This is a genomic window from Rhodococcus sp. 1R11, from assembly GCF_004563845.1.
Classification (GTDB): Bacteria; Actinomycetota; Actinomycetes; order Mycobacteriales; family Mycobacteriaceae; genus Rhodococcoides.
Window position 1 is genome coordinate 96,465 of the sequence record NZ_SPNG01000002.1, and the last position, 19,906, is coordinate 116,370.

The 19,906-nt window shown below is 63.5% G+C and carries 14 protein-coding genes and 1 tRNA gene; 4 read left to right on the forward strand and 11 right to left on the reverse strand.

Translation table 11 applies throughout. From position 1 onward, the window contains the following. Window positions 1–207: 207 nt before the first annotated feature. From E4P29_RS03715 to E4P29_RS03735, 5 genes are all read right to left on the reverse strand, one after another. Window positions 208–1,734 carry a flippase gene (locus E4P29_RS03715; protein ID WP_135042088.1) on the reverse strand — a complete coding sequence of 509 codons (1,527 nt, stop codon included), beginning with the start codon at window positions 1,732–1,734 and terminating at the stop codon, window positions 208–210. Beyond that, window positions 1,734–2,786 (reverse strand): glycosyltransferase family 1 protein, encoded by a 1,053-nt coding sequence (locus tag E4P29_RS03720; protein WP_135042090.1) that lies wholly within the window; start codon window positions 2,784–2,786, stop codon window positions 1,734–1,736. The genes E4P29_RS03715 and E4P29_RS03720 overlap by 1 nt, the downstream gene beginning before the upstream one ends. After that, entirely contained in the window at window positions 2,696–4,069 is a 1,374-nt protein-coding gene (locus E4P29_RS03725) for an O-antigen ligase family protein (RefSeq protein ID WP_135042092.1), read from the reverse strand. The genes E4P29_RS03720 and E4P29_RS03725 overlap by 91 nt, the downstream gene beginning before the upstream one ends. Before the next feature lie 40 nt (window positions 4,070–4,109). Beyond that, window positions 4,110–5,588 carry a sugar transferase gene (locus E4P29_RS03730; protein WP_245154149.1) on the reverse strand — a complete coding sequence of 493 codons (1,479 nt, stop codon included), beginning with the start codon at window positions 5,586–5,588 and terminating at the stop codon, window positions 4,110–4,112. Window positions 5,589–5,742: 154 nt separating this feature from the next. Then, window positions 5,743–6,450, reverse strand: coding sequence for a GAF domain-containing protein (locus E4P29_RS03735; RefSeq protein WP_135042094.1), 708 nt, complete (start codon window positions 6,448–6,450; stop codon window positions 5,743–5,745). A 149-nt stretch (window positions 6,451–6,599) separates the two neighbouring features. On the opposite strand from E4P29_RS03735, the gene E4P29_RS03740 reads away from it, so the two are divergent. Together E4P29_RS03740 and E4P29_RS03745 are read left to right on the forward strand one after the other, a co-directional pair. Then, the gene (locus E4P29_RS03740; protein WP_245154150.1) at window positions 6,600–7,709 is read left to right on the forward strand and encodes a cellulase family glycosylhydrolase; all 1,110 of its coding nucleotides are present in this window, start codon (window positions 6,600–6,602) and stop codon (window positions 7,707–7,709) included. Window positions 7,710–7,753: 44 nt separating this feature from the next. Then, window positions 7,754–8,686 carry an alpha/beta hydrolase gene (locus E4P29_RS03745; RefSeq protein ID WP_135042096.1) on the forward strand — a complete coding sequence of 311 codons (933 nt, stop codon included), beginning with the start codon at window positions 7,754–7,756 and terminating at the stop codon, window positions 8,684–8,686. Here the strand turns inward: E4P29_RS03745 and E4P29_RS03750 are convergent. Beyond that, window positions 8,680–12,870 carry a bifunctional nitrate reductase/sulfite reductase flavoprotein subunit alpha gene (locus E4P29_RS03750; protein ID WP_135042098.1) on the reverse strand — a complete coding sequence of 1,397 codons (4,191 nt, stop codon included), beginning with the start codon at window positions 12,868–12,870 and terminating at the stop codon, window positions 8,680–8,682. The two genes, E4P29_RS03745 and E4P29_RS03750, sit on opposite strands and share 7 nt — an antisense overlap. A gap of 223 nt (window positions 12,871–13,093) precedes the next feature. Here E4P29_RS03750 and E4P29_RS03755 point away from each other — a divergent pair, with 223 nt between their 5' ends. Next, entirely contained in the window at window positions 13,094–14,287 is a 1,194-nt protein-coding gene (locus tag E4P29_RS03755) for an Ig-like domain-containing protein (RefSeq protein ID WP_135042100.1), read from the forward strand. Window positions 14,288–14,306: 19 nt separating this feature from the next. Here E4P29_RS03755 and E4P29_RS03760 read toward each other — a convergent pair whose 3' ends face one another. The 5 genes from E4P29_RS03760 to orn all read right to left on the reverse strand — a co-directional run bounded on the left by E4P29_RS03760 (window position 14,307) and on the right by orn (window position 18,057). Further along, window positions 14,307–15,059, reverse strand: coding sequence for a M23 family metallopeptidase (locus E4P29_RS03760; RefSeq protein WP_135042102.1), 753 nt, complete (start codon window positions 15,057–15,059; stop codon window positions 14,307–14,309). Window positions 15,060–15,491: 432 nt separating this feature from the next. Further along, the gene (locus E4P29_RS03765; protein ID WP_135042104.1) at window positions 15,492–16,256 is read right to left on the reverse strand and encodes a hypothetical protein; all 765 of its coding nucleotides are present in this window, start codon (window positions 16,254–16,256) and stop codon (window positions 15,492–15,494) included. Between the two features lie 128 nt (window positions 16,257–16,384). After that, window positions 16,385–17,233 (reverse strand): TIGR02391 family protein, encoded by an 849-nt coding sequence (locus E4P29_RS03770; protein ID WP_135042105.1) that lies wholly within the window; start codon window positions 17,231–17,233, stop codon window positions 16,385–16,387. Between the two features lie 59 nt (window positions 17,234–17,292). Beyond that, window positions 17,293–17,368, reverse strand: a tRNA-His gene (locus tag E4P29_RS03775). A 77-nt stretch (window positions 17,369–17,445) separates the two neighbouring features. Further along, the gene (gene orn / locus E4P29_RS03780) at window positions 17,446–18,057 is read right to left on the reverse strand and encodes an oligoribonuclease (protein WP_135042107.1); all 612 of its coding nucleotides are present in this window, start codon (window positions 18,055–18,057) and stop codon (window positions 17,446–17,448) included. A 95-nt stretch (window positions 18,058–18,152) separates the two neighbouring features. Here orn and E4P29_RS03785 point away from each other — a divergent pair, with 95 nt between their 5' ends. Then, a complete protein-coding gene (locus E4P29_RS03785; RefSeq protein WP_135042109.1) occupies window positions 18,153–19,877 on the forward strand; it encodes a helicase HerA-like domain-containing protein in 1,725 nt (574 codons plus the stop codon). The last annotated feature ends 29 nt before the right edge of the window (window positions 19,878–19,906 follow it).

The following is a 19,906-nucleotide window of genomic DNA, read 5'->3' on the forward strand; positions in this document are numbered from 1 at the left end:
TTACCGCTTCGGTGATTCATGGAGCCGACGGGGTCGATGATAGCTGGGCGCGAGCACTGTTCGCGTAGCCGTGCCGGTCGTGAATGAAACTGCATCTCAACAACATTGGAATAGCAAGAACGTCGGTCGGAAAGGGTGGCGAAACCGAACCTCTGATCACAAAGTTGCCGCTGAAATCGGGCGATTCGTCTGTTGTGTGTGCGGTCTTCACTCCGAGTGTGCACGGTGTCGTCCTTTCTCGGCCGATCCCGGCAACGGTGACTCGACGAGTCCGACGGCGACGAACGCGGCCGATGAGGTCGCGACCAGTAATGCCGCCCCGACGGACACGAGCAGCCACAGGCCGGGGTAGTGCTGTACCAAGAACCAGCCGCCGACGGTGGCGGCCGCGGTGATCACGATGACAACCGAAAGTGACTGCAACGGAAGTAGTCTGGGGACGGGCATGCTCCGCGCAATCACGATCCACAGCAGGACGAGGGTGGTTCCGATCGTCGCGACCGTGGAGATGGCAGCTCCGTCGTACGACATCCGTGGGATCAGCACGAGGTTCAACCCGATGTTCAGGGCCAGGCCGACCAACGCAACTACGGGGTAGTGGCGCTGCATCCCGGCCGAGGCCAGCAGAAAGATTCCCAGCATCACCAACGACATCAACGCCGCGCCGATGACGAGCAGCCGCGCCGCGTGCGCTCCGTCGACGAACCTGTCGCCGTACAGCAGGCCTATCAACGGCTCGGCCGACGGTACGAACGCCGCCACGGCCATCGCACCGAAAACTGCGAACAGCAGTGCGGCCGAACGGGTGCGGGCTCGAAATGCCGCGGTGTCGTGGGGCCACGATGCCACGAGCAGGGTGCTGATCGGTGCCACGGCGGCCAGCACGAAAGTGTCGATCATGTCGGAGAATTTGTAGCCGATCGAGTACAGACCGACGGCCTCGAACGTGTCGAGGAGGCTGAGCATCAGCATGTCGATCTTGAGCATGGCAATGGTGAGGGCGAAGCCGATGGCGAGGGGTACGGCCTCTCGCAGGTAGGGACCCCAACGGCGCACCTCGATGTGCCTCGACGGTCGCAACCCCATGGAACGGTTGCCTATGCCGAACCCTTTGGTGATCAGTTTGAACACTTCGTTGACCACAGCCGGCAGTACGAAGATCAGCAGGGTGGGAGCCAGCACTGCCGCCAGCACGGTCAGGGCCAACTGTATTGCCTGACCGGCGCTTTCGGCGACGGCGACCAGAATCAGCCGGTGGCGACTCTGGAACAGGACGCTCAAAGCGTGGCCCGGTGTGGCGAACACGACCACCAGTCCGCCCAGCACCGTCGCGAGGACCACCTCACTCGGATACTGCAGCAGGAGTACGTATGCAACCGCCAACACGTAACCCACCAGACCGAGGGCAGTGCGCAGAGCCAGGAACGACGACGCCGTGCGACCGATTTCCTCGGGATCGTCGTCCATCAACTTCGCCAGCACGACGCGTCCGACTCCCAGGTCGGTGACGACGGACATCAGGCCGAGCAGTGCGAAGACGAAACTGAACTGGCCCCAGTCGTCCGCTCCGAGGGACCTCGCGACGACGACACTGCCGACCCAGCCCAGCGCCGCGATGATCACTCTGCTGATCAGAACGGCAATCGTCGCCTTGGCTGCGGCCTTCGGATCCGCTGCGATCGCGCGGTAGTCCGGGGGCTGCTCGGTGCCGTCGAGCGCGAGCTCGTCCGACATCAGACCACGCCCGCGGCTCGATACGCGTCGGCAGTGAGTTCAGCCGTTCGACGCCAACTGATCTCGCGGGAGGCTTCGGCCGCAGCATCGACAAGGGCTGCACGGACGTCCGCGTCGAAGGCGATGGGCTTCATCGCGTGCACCCAGTCGTCCACGTTCTCCGACCCGACGAGTACGGCACCGTCACCGACGACGTCGGGGAGGGCACCGACTGCACTGGCGACGACCGCGCCGCCAGAGGCCATGGCCTCGACGGGCGGGAGCCCGTAACCCTCGTAGCGAGAGGCGTATGCGGTGACGGTCGCAGCAGCATAGAGGGCAGGCAGATCCTCGACGTCGACATATCCGAGCCCCCGGGAATTGCGGGGAGCGTGGGGACCGGTCGAGCCGGCTCCGGCCAGCAGGCACGGGATACCCAGGCTCTCCGCTGCGTCGGCCACCAGCTGGACGTTCTTGCGAGGCTCCACGGTTCCGACCTGCATCACGAACCGGTCCGGAAGGTCGTACTTGGACCGAACAGCGTCCACTCGGCTGTCGGTGGGGACTTCGGCCCAGGCTGCGGGTGCCAGGCCGACCACGGTGGCGTCGCGGCCGCTGACGGCCTTGATTCGGTCGGCGGTGAACTGCGAGACCGCGATGAGCAGATCGGCACGGCGCAGAGCTCGCCGCACCAGTCTCTGCTCACCGAGCGCGCGAAACCTACTGGAGGCCGACGGCATGTCGATGACCGAAAGATCGTGCACCGTGGCAACTGTGAAGGCCCGGGTGAAAAACGGGAGGTCGACGTCCAGACCGTGTACGACATCGCACCGGCCGACGGGGAGTGCGCCGAGCACCGCCCGAGCCGCACCGTTGGTGACAGGCCGTTCCATCGCCCGAATCGAGGGCGGGAGCTCGCCGACGGCGTCGCGCTGCACCACCGCGGTGAGATCGGCGTCGGGCAGACGATGCGGTAGCTCGTTCAGGAGCTCGCGAATGTAGGTCTGTACTCCACTTCCGCCCGGCCTGAGGGCGAGCGCCCCGAAGACGATTCGTGTTGCGCTGCTGCGCATCCCACCACTCCTAACAAGAGCCAGAAATAGACATCGATCGGAAAGATCTCGAAATACGTGGAGACCAGACTGGCGAACATGGCGGCGACGATCGAAGCGCCGACGCCGAGGGCGAGCGCGCCGTCGTCGCCCCGTAGGGCACGGGACAGACGTGTGCACCACAGCAGCGAGGTGACCAACAGCGCCACCACCGCCCACAGGCCGATCGGCCCCAGTTCGAGCAGAGCCTTCACGTAGTAGTTGTCGGGTTGGTAATTGGTCGAGAGTCCGGATTGAGTGAACGCTCGGCCCTCGGCGGTGGAAATGCGGTCTGCTGCAGACCCACTCGATCCCAGACCCGTGCCGAACGGATGGATCAGGATGCTGGCGATGATGTTGGCCCAACCGTCACCGCGTTGACCCAAACTGCTGGACGAGAAGAAGACCGACGTGATCTTGGGTACGAAGGGGACCGCGACGACGACGGCCAGTGCGGCCAGCGCAAAAGGCGCGGCGAGGTACCGAAAACGCACAGCGATCAAGTAGACGACCCCGACCGCGAGCCCGAGAATCGCTCCACGCACGATCGAACTGGACATCGCGACCACCATTATCGGAGACGCGCACAGAAACAACAGGTTTCGACGACGACGCGGATCGGCCAGTGCGACCGCACCACCGACGAGCAACGCCAGCATCACATACAGCCCGAACGGAAACGGCAGGTTGAACGTGCTGAACGTGCGCAGAAGCCCGCCCGATGTTCGGACCTGCGTGCCGTATTCGTAACCCAGCGACACCAATGCGGCGGGCCCGGCCACCAGCTGAGCGATGCCGACCGCCGACGTGAAGACACCCATTCCCATCAGAACGGAGACGAGGTGGTCACGGTCTCTGGTGTCGAACGGCGCGAGCCACATGACGGCTACCAGCAGAACGTAGAAGAAGGTGACCTTGATGCCGAACAGACCGACGATCCCGAACGTGGCGAATGCAGACACGCTGCCGAACACGACGAACAATGCAGCCGCCGGCCACCACGGCATGAACACCCGAGCAGTCGAGCCGGGGACATGTCGTGGGCGGCGCAGCCACGCACACAGAACAGTGAAGACGACGAGGCCTTCCTTCCAGCCCGACACGACCCCGGGAAGGGGAACGAGAACCAGAAGTCCGTGCAGTGGAACCAGTCCCGCCAACAGCAACACTCCTCGCTGCGGGCGGCGGTAGACGGCCGATGCCACCGCGCAGCCGAGCGCGAAGACCACCGCTGCGCCGAAAGCAAGCGCAACGTACGTGATCACCGGGTGACCCGGACGTGGCGATGTTCGGCGTAGACCACGATCAGTCCTCGGCGCGTTTCAGAACGGCCAGCACGGTGAGAAACAGGATCTTGACATCGAGCCAGATGGACCAGTTCTCGATGTAGTAGTTGTCACACTCCGCGCGGTCGGCAATGGAGGTCTGGCCGCGAAGGCCGTGCACCTGAGCCCATCCCGTCACACCTGCCTTGACCCGGTGCCGTTCGCCGTACCGGCGGATCTGCATCTCGAACAGGTCCACGTATTCGGGCCGCTCCGGCCTGGGGCCGACCAAGCTCATATCGCCACGAAGGACGTTGAGCAGCTGGGGGAGCTCGTCCAACGAGGTCTGGCGCATGATCTTTCCGATACGGGTTCTCCGGTCGACACCCTCGACACCACCGGGTGCGTCCCCGGCCTTCCGCTCGAACGCGGCGTCGGATGCCCGAGGGGGCCGCATGGAACGGAACTTCAGGCAGCCGAACGGCAATCCGTCGCGGCCGATTCGTTCCTGCTGGAAGAAGATCGGGCCGGGGGAGCTCAGGCGTACGAGCAGCATCAGCGTCAGGAAGACGGGGGAGAGCAGCAGGAGTCCGAATGCCGTCAGGACTCGATCGAGTACACCCTTCAGGGCGAACTGCCACCCCTTGGGGTTCACGTGCGGCAGCACCATCAGCGGTAGGCCGCCGATGTGTTCGACACGAGTGTTGACGCCGACGGCGTCGTACAGCCTGGGCACCACCCACACCCGCATTCCGAGTCGGTGCGCCGTCCTGATCGCGCCGACCAACACTCGGTCCTCTGTCGGAGCGAACGCAACTATCAGCTCTTCCGCACCGGTCCTACGCGCAACTGCCTCGAAATCACTCGGGAGTCCGAGGTGCGGCAGATCGGGGAGCTCGCCTCCCGGCGAGACGTCGGCGATCGGGGCTTCGCCGACGTAGCCCACCGGAGTGAGGCCGTACTCGGGGAATTGTCTTGTCCGAGAGACGAGTTGGTGCGCAATCGGATCGTTGCCGAGCACGATGGTCGGGGCCGCGGAGCCGAACTTGGTGCGCAGCATGCGCTGGACGACGATGCGTATCAGGCGGGCGATCGCGATCGTGAACGCGCTCAACAGCCACAGTCGCAACACGACCGCGCTGGGCCGATAGTCGGTGTCGGCCAGAAACATCACTACCAACAGCGCGAGCGAAGCGAACGCAACCGCTGTTTCGGCCGGACCGATCTCGTCGAGAAAGTTGCGCCGAAGGCTGCGCCTGTACATCGACTTTCCGGCCATGATTCCGATGAGCAGCGGAAGGAAGAGCCATGGCAGCCAGCCCGTCTCGACGAGACTGCCCGAGTACCACAGCAGTGCTCCGGCCACCGCGACCGCGGCACCGAGCACGTCGACCGCGACGTTGATGGCGGTGTTCAGCGGATCGACCCGTAGCCGGTCCGCCAGTGTGCGACGCGCTACGACGATGTCGGGCTCGGCAGCCCGCGGGCGAGTGTGTGGTGATTCCAGTGTTTCGGACACAGCTTCTTCCGGTGGCTAGTTTCGAATGAGGTCGGTCCTGAATATCCCAATTAATGTATACCGCCGAGAAAGAGGACACCCGGTCGACTTCATGAAAAAAACTCGAAGTCGGTTGTGGGTCGATAATGCTAATGCCCGTCGGGGAAATCGCTCCTTATTCGAAAACTCGCTCGCGAATAATCCAGGCCAAATCCTGCAGAATCTGGATGTGTCCAGTCGTCCACTGCCGCGGCTGTCGATCCCACACGCAGAGAGTGCCCACGGAATGGCCGTCGTCGTCGACGAGCGGAACTCCGAGATATGAAACGAGCAGATTGCCCTGAACCGACGGATGGTCCTTGAGGACGTCGTTGAGACGCGCATCCTCCACCACCAGTGGTTGGCCGAGGTCGATCGCGTAGCGGCAGATGGATCCGTCGAGAGGAACCTCTTGCGCGCCACCGAGTTCCGACGGAAGCCCGAGGGCGCTCTTGAAGTACTGACGTCGGTCGTCGAGGAGAGAGAACGCGGCCGACGGCGCGCTCAAGGCATCGGCGACCATCGCAACGATCCGGTCGTAGCCGGCGTCGGACCCGGTGTCCATCAAACCCGTCCGCGCCACTGCGGCCAGTCGGTCGGGGTCATCGATAGGGGTGCCGAACGCCCGGGTCACCTCGGCCGGGCCGACGCCCTTCTCGGAACCGGCCTGTAAAGCCCGGAGCAAAGCGCCGACGTCGGAATCCTGATCGTCGGACAGTTCGCGAACGAGTCGATCGACTACGGCCCGCCGAATGAATTCATCGGTATCGAGGCCGGATTTCTCCGCCTGCCGGGTGAGTAGCTCGTTGAGACGCTCGTCGAAACCGGGAAATCCTGTTGTCATTGGGCTTATGGTAGTACAGGGAAAGTCGTAGTACCGATGACTGCGGCATCGAATTCTTTATGGATCGCGAATCCTCGCTGCAATGGTCTCAGACGCATGACAGGCCGTTCGGGTGAAGATCGGCCGCCGGTCTTGCTAGCATCCCGCAAATGAAAGCAAATGCTCCTCTGCGGGTGATGGCCGTTCTGACGGCTCTGATGTTGCCGTTCGCTGCGATGCCTGCGGCGGGTGCAGCTCCCGTCGAGCGGGCTCAGTCGAATCCGGTGACCTGCAGCGGACGAACCGACGCCATTCGCATCGGAGTCTCTCCCGGCGCGTCGATCGGCACACTCTCGGCGGCAGATCTGGATCGAGAGCTCACACTCGCTCGTGACGCAGGAGCGTTCGCGGTTCGTGTCGACATAGATTGGTCCGCAATCGAATCGACACGGGGTGCTTTCGATTGGAGCCGAACGGACCGAGTGATCGATGCCATCGTGGCCCACGGGATGTGCCCGCACGGCATCATCGCCTACACCCCCAGATGGGCGCGAGTAGCTGCCGCGGTCAACGATTCTCACTCCCGTCCTGCGAACCCTTCCACTTACGCGGCCTTCGCCAAGACGGTGGTTCAGCGGTACCAGAACCGCATCAAGATCTGGGAAGTATGGAACGAGCCGAACATCGTGACGTTCTTCAAGCCTGCTCCCGACGTGACGGCGTACTCGGCGCTGCTTCGCGCGGCCTACACGGCGATCAAGCAAGTGCAGCCCGGTTCGACCGTGCTCGTCGGTGGGATGGCACCGTCCGAGGACACGAACGGCAACATCGCAGGTACGTCGTTCCTGTCCCAGATGTACGCCCAGGGTTCCAACAGGTACTTCGATGCCTTCAACGTGCACCCCTACACGTGGCCGTATCTACCCAACGACCCCAGTACGGTGTCATGGAACACGGCCATGAAGATGTGGTCGATGCGAGACACCATGGTTGCCGGCGGTGACAGTGGCAAACAGATTTGGATCACCGAATTCGGCGCGCCGACCGGAACCAACCCCAACAGCGTGACCGAGCAGGGCCAGTCGGACAGCATCGGGATCGTCCTCGACGCCGTCCTCGGCAACGACTGGCTCGGACCGGCCTATGTCTACAGTCTCAGAGACGCCGGGTCGAACCCCGCCGACACCGAACAGAACTTCGGCTTGGTTCGCAGAGACTGGACCCCCAAGATCGCCTACGGTCGCGTCGACGCCTACGCCGCGGAGCATTCGGTACCGTAGATCCAACGATTCCGCTGCTGGTGATCCTGGGCTATGGTTCGCCCATGAATTCGCAGCCGGGGGGCGCGGTCCCTGATCGTAAGGACATCACGTTCGACTCGAACGGCGTCGACTGTGCGGCGTGGCTGTACCTGCCCGACAGCACCGAGCCGGCCCCGGTGATCGTCATGGCGCACGGTCTCGGGGGAACCCGGGGGATGCGACTCGACGCCTACGCAGAACGATTTCGCGCCGAGGGCTACGCGTGCCTGGTGTTCGACTATCGGTACTTCGGAGACAGTGGCGGGCGACCGCGACAATTGCTCGATATCGAGTCCCAATTGCAGGACTGGGCGGCAGCGATCGCGTGTGCCCGGGGTCGGCAGGACGTTGACGGTTCGCGAATCGTGTTGTGGGGCTCGTCGTTCGGAGGTGGCCACGTCATCGTCGCGGCAGCGCGGGATCAGCGTGTCGCCGCGGTAGTCGCGCAGTGTCCGTTCACCGACGGCATTGCCTCCGGGCTCGCATCGAACACGTGGACCTCGGTCAAACTGTCCGTGCGGGCCGTGCGCGATCTGCTGGGATCTGCGATCGGGCGGCCGCCGGTGATGGTCGCGACCGCCGGAAGACCGGGGACTACCGCATTGATGACATCACCGGACAGTTACGACGGTTACCTCGCGCTCGCTCCGGACTCCGACGAGTCGTTCCACAATCGGGTCGCCGCTCGCTTCGCGCTACAGATCGTGCGCCACCGGCCCGGGCGTCGCGCGAAGGACGTCCGCTGCCCGATACTCTTCGTCGTCTGCAACACCGATTCCGTCGCGCCGGCGAAGACTACGCTGCGATATGCCCGGACAGCACCGCTCGGAGAGATCGAAACCTACGACGCTGGGCATTTCGACATCTATCTCGGTGCTGCCTTCGAGCAGGTGGTCGCAGACCAAAGCGCCTTCCTGTTGCGCGCCGTCCCACCGGGGGTGGCTGCGGATCAGTAGACGTCGCGCACGTACCGTTTCTCCGCAGCGAGAGCCTTGACGTAGGCCTCGGCGCTGCTCGGGGCCAGTTTCCCGTGCTGTGCGACCACGCCCTTCAGTGCCGCGTCCACGTCTTTCGCCATTCTGGACGCGTCGCCGCAGACATAGAAGTGGGCACCTCGGTGAATCCAGTTCCACAGTTCAGCGCCGTGCTCGCGCATGCGATCCTGTACGTAGACCTTGTCTTTCTGATCCCGGGAAAAGGCGACGTCGAGACGGTCGAGCGACCCGTCGCTCAGCATCGCGGTGAGCTCGTCGCGGTAGTAGAAATCGGTGTCCGCGTGTTGTTCGCCGAAGAAGAGCCAGTTCGGTCCGGTGTGTCCGAGCGCGCGCCGCTCGTGCAGGAATGCCCGGAACGGTGCAACGCCGGTGCCGGGACCGACCATGATCATCGGCGTGGCGGGATCCTCGGGCGGTTTGAAATGGGTCGACTTCTGCACGAATATCCCGACGTCATGGTTGGCGGCATGGTCGGCCAGATACGTCGAGCACACCCCGCGGCGAGGAACACCGTGCACGTTGTATCGCACAGCCGAGACGGTCACCTGCACCTCCTCGGGATTCTCCTTCGGGCTCGACGAGATGGAATACAGACGCGGCTGCAACGGCTTGAGAACGCCGAGCCAATCGTCCACCGACGCGCGAACCGGATGTGCGGCAAGTACATCGATCGATTGCCGCCCCCACATCCAGTCGGCGAGCGTGTGTCTGTTGTCCGGATGCAACATGGCCTCGAGGTCGTCGTCCGCGGTACGCCGGTGTACGAACTTCAACAGATCCGGTGTGGCACGGGCGATCTCGAGGTGTCGACCCAGCGCCGTACGCAACGGCATCTCACCGTGGTCGGCCAGGTCGACGACGGCGTCGCCGTCGAGCCCGGTGGCACCGAGCCACTCCTGCACGTAATGGTCGCTGTTGCGAGGCCAGACCCCGAGCGCGTCACCCACCTCGTATTCGAGGGTGCCCGCAGGAAGGTGGAACCCGAGTTGACGGACGTCCTTGAGGGATCCGCGCGCGGTGAGCACTCGATTTCGGACGAGAGTGGTCACGAGGGGCGACTTCTTGTTGTAACGCGTACCGACCTCATCGGCCGCAGGCCGACGTGTGGGTGCCGCAGGCTCGGCCGGCGCGGTGGCGGGATCGGACGTCGGCGACTCACCTGCCAGCAGCGAGCTCACCGAGTCGAGCCACTCGGCGGCCTCGTTCTCGTAGTCGGGTTCGAGGTCGACCCTCTCGAGTAGGCGCTGTGCCCCCAGTTGCTCGAGGCGTTCGTCGATCTTGCGGCCGTGGCCGCAGAAGTCTGCGTAACTCGAGTCGCCGAACGCCAGCACGGCGTAACGGATTCCGTCCAGTGTGGGTACCGAATCGGTTGTCAGGCTCTCCCAGAAGGTTGCTCCGTTGTCGGGTGCTTCGCCGTCCCCGGTGGTACTGCTGACGATCAACACGTCGGCCTCGGCCGGCAATCGGTCGGCGGTGAACGAGTCCATGGAGTGTTCGGTGACGGCAGACCCAGCGGCTCGCAGGTGGGAAACACTGGACTGCGCGAACTCCTCGGCAGTTCCCGTCTGCGAGGCCCACAGCAAGAGCAGTGGTCTACCCGCCGCCGACGCGGTCTCCCCGGCAGTTACATCGGTGCCCGGCGAGGGAGTGCGCGAGAACAGTCCTGCAAGAACACCGTCGAGCCACGCGTGCGTCTCGGGAGCCAGGGGTGTCCGTTCGGGCAGCGTAGGGATTCCCGGCGCAGAGCGGCCTGCGTCGGTCCGAAGTCCCTCCAGCAGACCGGCCATGTAGCGCTGTTCGATGACGGTGAACGGTTCCGCGGGTCGGCTCGGGCGACCGACCAACACGGTGAGAGCGTCGACCGGATCGTGCACGTCCTCGGGCGCGTCGGGTGAATCCAGTCGAGCGGCAGACACTTTCGCCAGCGAGACCGCGCAGGCCTTGAACTCCGGTTGCTGCGAGTAAGGATCTACGGCGTCGTTGGTCACCGCGTTGATCGCCAGGGATTCGCCGAACTCGTCGCTCCAGTGGAACGGTGCGAAGCAGCCTCCGGGCAGCACTCGATCGGTGATCACGGCGGGCAGTACCGCACGGCCTCGACGCGACAACAGTTCGACGGTGTCGCCGTCGGACAGATCGAGCCGGTCCGCATCGGTCGGGTGGATTTCCACGAACGGGCCGGGGTCGAGTTTGTTCAGTTTCGCGACTTTGCCGGTCTTGGTCATGGTGTGCCACTGGTGGGGGAGTCGCCCCGTGTTGAGCACGAACGGGTAGTCGTCGTCCGGCATTTCGGCCGGCACCATGGCAGGCCGGGCGAAGAACTGCGCTCGACCGCTCGCGGTGGGGAACGAGAGGGCAGGAACCGATCCGTCTTTCGATACCCGCAGGGTTTGGCTCACTCCGTCGTTGAGGTACCGGATGGGGTGTCTGGTGGTAGTCGACTCGGGCGGGCACGGCCACTGAATCGAGCCCTCACGGAGGCCGTCGTAGGTGACGCCGCGAATGTCGTAACCGGTGTCGGGGTTCGAGAACTGCTTGATCTCCTCGAAGATCTCTTCGGCACTGGAGTAGGTGAACGACTCGGAATAGCCGAGGGCGCAGGCCATGTCGGCGATGATCTTCCAGTCGGGGAGTGCTCCGCCGGGTGCTTCGACAGCCGGCTGGAACAGCGTGAGGTTCCGCTCTGAGTTGACCATTACACCGTGGGCCTCGGTCCACAGGGCAGCCGGCAGCATGACATCGGCGTATCGGTTGGTCTCGGTGTCGGCGAATGCGTCTTGGGTGATCACCAGTTCGGCACGTTCGAGGCCGTCGATGACGGTTGTTCGATTGGCGACGGACGCAACAGGATTGGTGCAGATGATCCAGCAAGCTTTGATCTCGCCCGCAGCCAGTTTCGAGAACATCTCGATGGTTCCACCGCCGACGTCGGTGCGCAGTGTTCCGGGCGGTACTCCCCAGGCCTGTTCGACGAACGCGCGGTCGGAGTCGTTGTTGACCGCTCGTTGGCCCGGCAGTCCGGGGCCCATGTATCCCATTTCCCGGCCACCCATCGCGTTCGGCTGACCGGTCAGCGAGAAGGGGCCGCTGCCGGTCCGGCAGATGGCACCCGTTGCCAGGTGGAGATTGCACAGTGCGTTGGTATTCCAGGTGCCGTGGGTGGACTGATTGAGTCCCATCGTCCAACAGCTCATCCAGTTCTCGGCAGTCCCGATCATCTCCGCTGCGGCACGCAGATCTTCCTCGGCGAGACCGGTTGCAGCGCAGACCTTCTCGGGGGTGTAATCGCGAAGAAACTCCGGCATCGCGTCCCAGCCGTCGGTGAACTGGGCGATGAAGTCGGGGTCTGTGTTTCCGCTGTCGACGATCAGAGCCAACAGGCCGTTGAGCAGCGCCAGATCGGATCCCGGTTCGAGCTTGAGGTGCAGGTGCGCCTTGGCGGCGGTGGCGGTGCGCCGCGGATCGACGACGATCAGTTTCGCACCGGCCTTGACCCGGTCCATCATTCGCAGAAACAGGATGGGGTGACAGTCGGCCATGTTGGAGCCGATGACGAGGAACACGTCGGCGTTGTCGAAGTCTTCGTACGACCCCGGAGGACCGTCGGCTCCCAGTGACTGCTTGTAGCCGGTGCCCGCGCTGGCCATGCACAATCGTGAGTTGGATTCGATCTGATTGGTACCGATGAACCCTTTGGCCAGTTTGTTCGACAAGTACTGAGCCTCGATCGACATCTGCCCCGATACGTACAGCGCAACGGAGTCGGGTCCGTGTTCGTCGAGGATCGTGCGGAGCCTGCGGGCAGTATCGGTGATGGCCACCGAGGTGTCCGTGCTCTCCGGCCGGTCACCGCGCCGGTGGCGAATCCGAGCCTTGTCGAGGCGGCCCGGCGCGGCGAGCATGTCTGCGGTGGTGCTTCCCTTGGTGCACAGTCGGCCGAAGTTCGCCGGGTGGGTCTTGTCGCCGACCGACTTGGTGACCGCGGGCCCGATCGGCCGCGTCGACCGGGAGCTCGACTGGGATTTCGCCGAAGACGGCCCACCGACCTCGAGCACCATGCCGCATCCCACGCCGCAGTATGCACAGAGTGTCTTCACCGTGGTGACCATGGCATCCACAGTGCCCGGTGCAGTGTGCGCGGCCATTACACATCGGTTAGCCGGATATGACGTTGTCCTCACCGGGCGTCGAACGAGGCGGTGATGTGCGTTCGCGGCACCGCCCTGTTGGGCAGGGAGGTAACACCAACTTTCTGCAGTGCGATTGGTACTCGAACGTTATTCGTCGAACGGGCTGTCGAGTGGAATGTGTGGATTCTGCGCTGGCAGAATCGTCCGGGTCGGGCTCGAAGTGGGAAGTGGTGTGTTCATGAGGGTGTCTCGAGGATTCGTTCTCGCCGCGGTGGGAGTTGTCGCTTCGGTTGCAGTGCTGTCCGGCTGCAGCTCTCGGACGGACATCTCCGAACCCTCCGTTCCGATCGATTCCAATCCGATGACCGAACTGATGAAGCCGAAGCTGACCGCGAGCGTGCTGGACGGGGCGGTCGGATTCTCACCGGCGGACCCGGTGACCGTTTCGGTTGCCGACGGCAAGTTGTCCTCGGTCACCATGCTCAACCCCGACGGCGAGCCGGTGTCGGGAGCCATTGCTCCGGACGGGTTGTCGTGGACCAATACCGAACCCCTCGGTTACAACCGTGAGTATCGAGTGCAGGCCGATGCGTACGGACTCGGAGGATCGTCGAGCACGGTGTCGAGCTTTACCACCAGCCAGCCGGGCAACTTCACCAAGCCCTATGTTCTGCCCAACGCGGGCGACGTGGTGGGTATCGGGCAGCCTGTCGCTGTGCAGTTCGACGAGGCAATTACCGACAAGATTGCTGCCCAGAACGCCATCACGGTCACCACGACGCCGGCCGTGGAAGGCGCGTTCTACTGGGTGAACAACAAAGAGGTTCGCTGGCGACCGCAGAACTACTGGGCACCGGGCACCAAGGTCGACGTGGCGGTCGACGTGTACGGGCGTGATCTCGGTGACGACATCTACGGCCAGGAGAATGCGAAGACGTCGTTCACGATCGGCGACGCGGTCATTGCCACTGCGGACGACAACACCAAGCAGGTGACGTTCAACGTCAACGGCCAGGACGTCATCACGATGCCGACGTCGATGGGCAAGGACTCCACCCCGACGGACAACGGCGTCTACATCATCGGTGATCGATTCGAGCATCTCGTCATGGATTCGTCGACCTACGGTGTGCCGGTCAACTCGTCCACCGGGTACCGCACTCCGGTCGACTGGGCGACACGTATGTCGTACAGCGGCATCTTCTTCCATTCCGCACCTTGGTCGGTGGGGCAGCAGGGCTACTCCAACGCCTCGCACGGGTGTCTGAACCTCAGTCCGACCAACGCCAAGTGGGTCTACGACAACACCAAGCGCGGTGACATCGTCGTGGTCAAGAACACCGTCGGTGGAACGTTGTCGGGCACCGATGGTCTCGGCGACTGGAACATTCCGTGGGAAGAGTGGAAAGCGGGCAACGCCACCACGGTCTGATCGGTATCGATCGGGTGGATCAGCTTCGATCGCGGGTCTGGTAGAGCGAAGGATCTATCCCGAGTGTCTTCAGGTACGCGACCGGTTCGATGCTCGAGCCGTTGTTGCGGACCTCGAAGTGCAGATGCGGTCCCGTCGAATTGCCGGTGCTGCCGACCGCCCCGAGGACATCTCCCGGTGCCACCTCGTCACCGACGGACACAGCGAGGCTGGACTGATGGCCGTAGTAGGTCTCGGTGTTTCCGCTCTTGACCCGAACGAGCTTGCCGTAGCCGTCGCCCGCGTCTCCGGCCTGAACGACGGTTCCGCCGGTGACCGCGTGGATCGGGGTTCCGCTGTCGGCAGCCAGGTCCACGCCCTGGTGGTACTGAGCACCGTTCCCGGTCGGATTGTTGCGTCCGCCGTAACCCGAGGTGATGCGGTATTTGCCGGCGTCGATCGGGAGCACGGCACCGCCGAGCCCCACCGTGGGGGGTGCACTGGGAAGTTCGATCTCGGGTACATCCGCGGGAATTGCGGTATCCGGCACCGACAGCACGTCGCCGTCGAGAACGATCGCCGCGACCTGGTTGATGAGCACACCGGTGGCGTCGAGCACCGCGGCGAGTATTGCGGCCCGCTGCTGCGCATCGGGCTGGGGGATCGGGATCTGAGGTAATTCGATCGTGGGTTGAGCGGTGGCCACCGCTGGGCTGAGCAAGCCGGTTGTGCCGATGCACAGTGCTGCCGACAAGATCGAACCCGCTATGACTCTGTGCATTCTGCGACCCACGAAAAGCCTCCTCGTCTGCGTCCACCGGGCACCCGTCGGATGGGCGCCCGCAGGACGTAAGAACATGTTCGGTGACGCTTCGGGGCACGCTGAACTCACGTAGCAGAAAACACATGAATCACATTGGTACTTTTCTTCCCCAAAAGTGCCATTGGTAACCGTACGTCACATCAACCCCACAGGAAACCTGAAAGTTGAATTACAACAACGTAATTCGAGGTCAGGGTGGGTGCGTCGGCACCTCCGGCCGGTCTGAGACGTGTGGGGTGAGTGACGGGACTCGAACGCTTGTGCGTATGGGGCATCCAGTTGCGTGAGGAGGGAGCTATTGGCTCTTGAGCCGGGGTGCCGCCAATTGGGATCGGAATTGGACGGTATCCAGATACACGCTGATGCAACGTCGGAGTTGCATAGTTCGTTCCATTGGTTTGGTCAGTACTGAGGACGTATCTCGGGTGGGAGTGAGGCATCGAACTCGGTCTTCGGGCGGATGCGGAGCTGACGCATCGAGGGAGCTGTCCAGCCCGTGTTGCCCGGTTTCGGACCCCAGGAATCATCCCACCACTGCAACAGGCTCAATACCGAGTCGATGGAGCGGCCGTCTGGCCAGTGGGAAAATTCCATCCCAAATTTGCGGATGTAGAACAGACTTTTGTTGACGTACTTCAGATCTTCGAGGACCTCTCGGGCTTCGGCCTCGGTGATGGTGACGGCTCGCCGCTCGTGTCGCGCCCAACCACTATCGGTCGACATCTCGTCCGGCTCGCGGAAGGCCACGCGGAGGATGGTCGCAGTCTGGTCCGGCGTCACACCTGTGATCGACTTGATGTGCAGCATGTGGCCGAGGTTGTCACGCATCTCTTTTGCGCGCCGGCATTCTGCGGTCCACATCGCGTCGTCCGGCAGCGCCAGATTCAGCGTCTTGCAGATGCGCCGCATGTCCCGGGCTACGTTGTCGCCGTCGGGGTGGAAGAACGGCGCGGCAGTCGGCTGTGTCTCGGCGGTGGCGTATCGCAGGAAGCGAACTTCCTCAATGGCCGTTTCCCACGCGCCCGACACCTGCCAGAGCAGACGTTCGAACACAGGTGACGGGACGAAGAGTAGTTGCGCTGCTCGTTCATTGGCTTCGATCGTCCGCCGGACCTCGTTGGCAGTCTGCAACAGGTGCTCACTGTCACCGTTGTCGGGGGCACTCATCAGATGAGTCAAGCACGCCGACTGGTCAGTGATAGGGCAGGCGCACGGCGAACGATCCCGGTGCATCACCGCATCGGATCGCGGCGCGGACAACCCGATCGATTCTCGGCGGCGGTCAGCGGCTGAGGCTAGACCGACTGGCGGTTGCATTCGTCCACCCACCGGGCAAGCAGGCTCAGCGTTCCTAACCGCTCTAGGGCGTCCTGTTCAGACATCGTTTCGGTCGAATGAGTGGAGCTGTTCCGAACCGTCATATGCACACCCGGTGCGAACTGACGGAGTCCGCTGAGCATGCCTATGACTGCCTTGTCGGTCGGATCTCCCGGCCACCGCAGCCGAAACTTTCCGGGTTCGGGAGGACTCTCTGAGAATGCATTTTGCCAAATCGAGGCGTCGGCAACGTCGCGGCGGTTCGTCACCGTCTTCACGTGATCTATCAACGCCTCGGACGCGTTCGCTATCGCCTCTCGGTAGTGCCCGTTTTTCCAGACCGCACTAGCCGCGCCCCATACCAAAGGGTGCATTCCAGCGGGACCCACCGCGGCAGGCATCTCTGCTTCTGCCTCCCAGATCATGTCATCGAGCGCGCCGATTATTTGACCGCATGCGATGAGTACATTCTCGGGCTCCAGTATCGGTTTCGGCTGTGAGACTGACGACCAGGCTGCAATCGGGTCGACCGGGCCGTGGCCTTGGACTCCTATGAGAACTCCGGTCAACCTCGGTGCTTTGCGGGCCCGGCCGGCTGCCTCGGCCACAACCTGTGCCTGAGCCGTGATGTCCTTCAGGTCCACTGATTCGAGCGGATTCACGGCCGGTGCGATACCTCGGCCCGGCCCGCCGTATGTCTCCGAGTGGAGTGTTAAGAACCCCTTGAACGCTTCGCGAAACTCCTCGACTGCGGTCCGCACCAGTTTCAGGTAAGTGGGATTGTTGTGCGCGTCCATCGGCAACTGCCCCCTAGTTGCAAGGTTCATGGCATGACGCGAAAAAAACGCCCCTGATCAGGATTTACCTGGTCAGGGGCGCTTCTGTATGGGGTGAGCGACGGGACTCGAACCCGCGACATCCAGGATCACAACCTGGTGCTCTACCAGCTGAACTACGCCCACCATGCATGCGTCCGCAGAACCGTTTCGGGCTCTCCATCAGCAGCGTCGACAATACTAGCGGGTTGAATCCCGGGTTGCTAATCCGCCCCCTGCTGCGTGTCGAGATCCTGAACGACTGCCGCGATATCGCTGGTCGACGGCCCGGGGGGCGCGACGAAGGCGGTACGACGGTAGTACTGCAACTCCTTGATCGACTCCTTGATGTCGGCCAGAGCGCGGTGCGCCAAGCCCTTGGGAGGCTGTCCGTAGTAGATCCGCGGGTACCACCGTCGGGAAAGTTCCTTGATCGAGCTGACGTCGATCATTCGGTAGTGGAGGTAGGTGTCGAGCGCGGTCATGTCCCGGGAAATGAACCCGCGATCGGTCGCAATCGAATTCCCGGCCAGAGGGACCGTCCCGGACACCGGGACGTGCTCCTTGATATACGCGAGCACGCGCTGTTCGGCTTCCTCCAGGCTCACCGTCGACGCGCGCACCTCGTCGGTCAAGCCCGACTTGGCGTGCATGTCGGTGACGACGGCCGGCATGTTCGCCAACGCGTCGTCGTCGGCGTGGATGACGATGTCGACACCCTCCCCGAGGATGTTGAGCTCACTGTCGGTCACCAACGCCGCGATTTCGATCAGCTTGTCCTTGCTCAAATCCAAGCCGGTCATTTCACAGTCGATCCACACGAGTTTGTCCTGCACTCGCTCCACAGTAGTGCGCGCACCACAGCCACTAGGGTTTGCGGTGGCGATCGACCCCGTTCAGCGTCGACGCACGTTCACGAAAGGATGCGGACATGACAGGCGACCCGACGCAGCCGGCACCCACACTCAGTCCTGCCGAGAAGGCGAAGGCGGCCAAAGCGGCGGCCGTGGAAGCCGCACGGGTGGCTGCCGAAGCTCTGGCTGCAGCCGACGCTGCCGAGGCCGAGGCGCTTGCCGCGGAACAAGGGTCGGCACCGGCGGCGCACGGTAAGGCAGGCGAGATCGCCGCCGGATACGTATCGGCAGGTGCAGCATTGGAACTGGGAACCGTCGTTCTGGACGGTGTCACCGACCCCGCTGCCCGCATTCGAATCCCGTTGGCGACGTTGAACAGGCACGGTCTCGTTGCCGGGGCAACCGGAACCGGTAAGACGAAGACACTCCAGGGGATAGCCGAACAGCTCTCTGCCGCAGGAGTTCCCGTCGTCATGGCCGACGTCAAAGGTGACCTGTCGGGCTTGTCCGAACCGGGCGAGGAGAACGAGAAGATCCGCAGCCGCGCTGCGGACACCGGCCTCACGGACTGGGCTCCCGCCGGACACCCGGTGGATTTTCTCTCGCTCGGGACCGAGGGGATCGGGGTACCGGTCCGCGCCACCATCACCGCATTCGGACCGATTCTGCTCAGCAAGGTGTTGGGGCTGAACAACACTCAAGAATCGACCTTGGGACTGATCTTCCACTGGGCCGATTCCCAGGGCCTCGCCCTGCTCGACCTGAAAGACCTACGGTCGGTGATCATGCACCTGACCAGTGACGAGGGGAAGGCAGATCTCAAAGGCATCGGCGGGGTCTCCTCGGCGACCGCAGGAGTGATTCTGCGCGCGCTGGTCAACCTGGAGGCAGACGGAGGAGACACCTTCTTCGGTGAGCCGGAACTCGAGACCGAGGACCTGCTTCGCGTCGGACCGGACGGCAGAGGGATCATCACCCTGTTCGAGCTCGGGGCTCAGGCGTCACGCCCGGTGATGTTCTCCACCTTCCTGATGTGGGTGCTCGCTGACCTGTTTCAAACATTGCCCGAGGTCGGTGACGTAGACAAACCCAAGCTCGTGTTCATCTTCGACGAGGCGCATCTGCTCTTCGCCGATGCGTCGAAAGCCTTTCTGCAGCAGGTGGAACAGACCGTCAAGCTCATTCGCTCGAAGGGCGTCGGCGTCTTCTTCTGCACACAGCTACCCACCGACGTCCCCAACGACGTTCTCTCCCAACTGGGTGCGCGAATCCAGCATGCCTTACGCGCCTTCACCCCCGACGACCAGAAAGCACTGAACAAGACAGTGCGCACCTACCCCAAGACCGACGCGTACGACCTCGAGAAGGCACTGACGTCGCTGGGGACCGGTGAAGCGATCGTGACGGTGCTCTCGGAGAATGGCGCGCCGACACCGGTGGCGTGGACGAAGATTCGCCCGCCCCGCTCCCTGATGGACACCATCGGCAACGACGCCATCGCGGCCGCCGCGTCGTCGAGCACCCTGTCCGCGAAGTACCGGGAAACGATCGATCGCGAGTCGGCCTACGAGCGGATGAACGCACGCGTCACGGACGTGGCTGTGCCGGCCGAGAAGTTCGATATCCCAACGCTGCCCGCCGATCTGCCCGATCTACCCCCGATCGAGCCGGACGGCCCGTCGGCCGCCGAGCGCATCATGGGCAACCCGGCGGTCAAGAGCTTCCTGCGATCAGCCGCCTCGGCTGCCGGGCGGGAGATCTCGCGCAGCATCTTCGGAACTGGACGACGTCGACGGCGCTGAGCTTGCTCAGTCGGGAGTGGAGCCCGCGG

Coding starts and splice junctions, on each gene's coding strand:
- E4P29_RS03715 (WP_135042088.1), bottom strand. CDS start 1,734: ATGTCGGACGAGCTCGCGCTCGACGGCACCGAGCAGCCCCCGGACTAC.
- E4P29_RS03720 (WP_135042090.1), bottom strand. CDS start 2,786: ATGCGCAGCAGCGCAACACGAATCGTCTTCGGGGCGCTCGCCCTCAGG.
- E4P29_RS03735 (WP_135042094.1), bottom strand. CDS start 6,450: ATGACAACAGGATTTCCCGGTTTCGACGAGCGTCTCAACGAGCTACTC.
- E4P29_RS03740 (WP_245154150.1), top strand. CDS start 6,600: ATGAAAGCAAATGCTCCTCTGCGGGTGATGGCCGTTCTGACGGCTCTG.
- E4P29_RS03745 (WP_135042096.1), top strand. CDS start 7,754: ATGAATTCGCAGCCGGGGGGCGCGGTCCCTGATCGTAAGGACATCACG.
- E4P29_RS03750 (WP_135042098.1), bottom strand. CDS start 12,870: ATGGCCGCGCACACTGCACCGGGCACTGTGGATGCCATGGTCACCACG.
- E4P29_RS03755 (WP_135042100.1), top strand. CDS start 13,094: ATGAGGGTGTCTCGAGGATTCGTTCTCGCCGCGGTGGGAGTTGTCGCT.
- E4P29_RS03765 (WP_135042104.1), bottom strand. CDS start 16,256: ATGAGTGCCCCCGACAACGGTGACAGTGAGCACCTGTTGCAGACTGCC.
- E4P29_RS03770 (WP_135042105.1), bottom strand. CDS start 17,233: ATGAACCTTGCAACTAGGGGGCAGTTGCCGATGGACGCGCACAACAAT.
- E4P29_RS03785 (WP_135042109.1), top strand. CDS start 18,153: ATGACAGGCGACCCGACGCAGCCGGCACCCACACTCAGTCCTGCCGAG.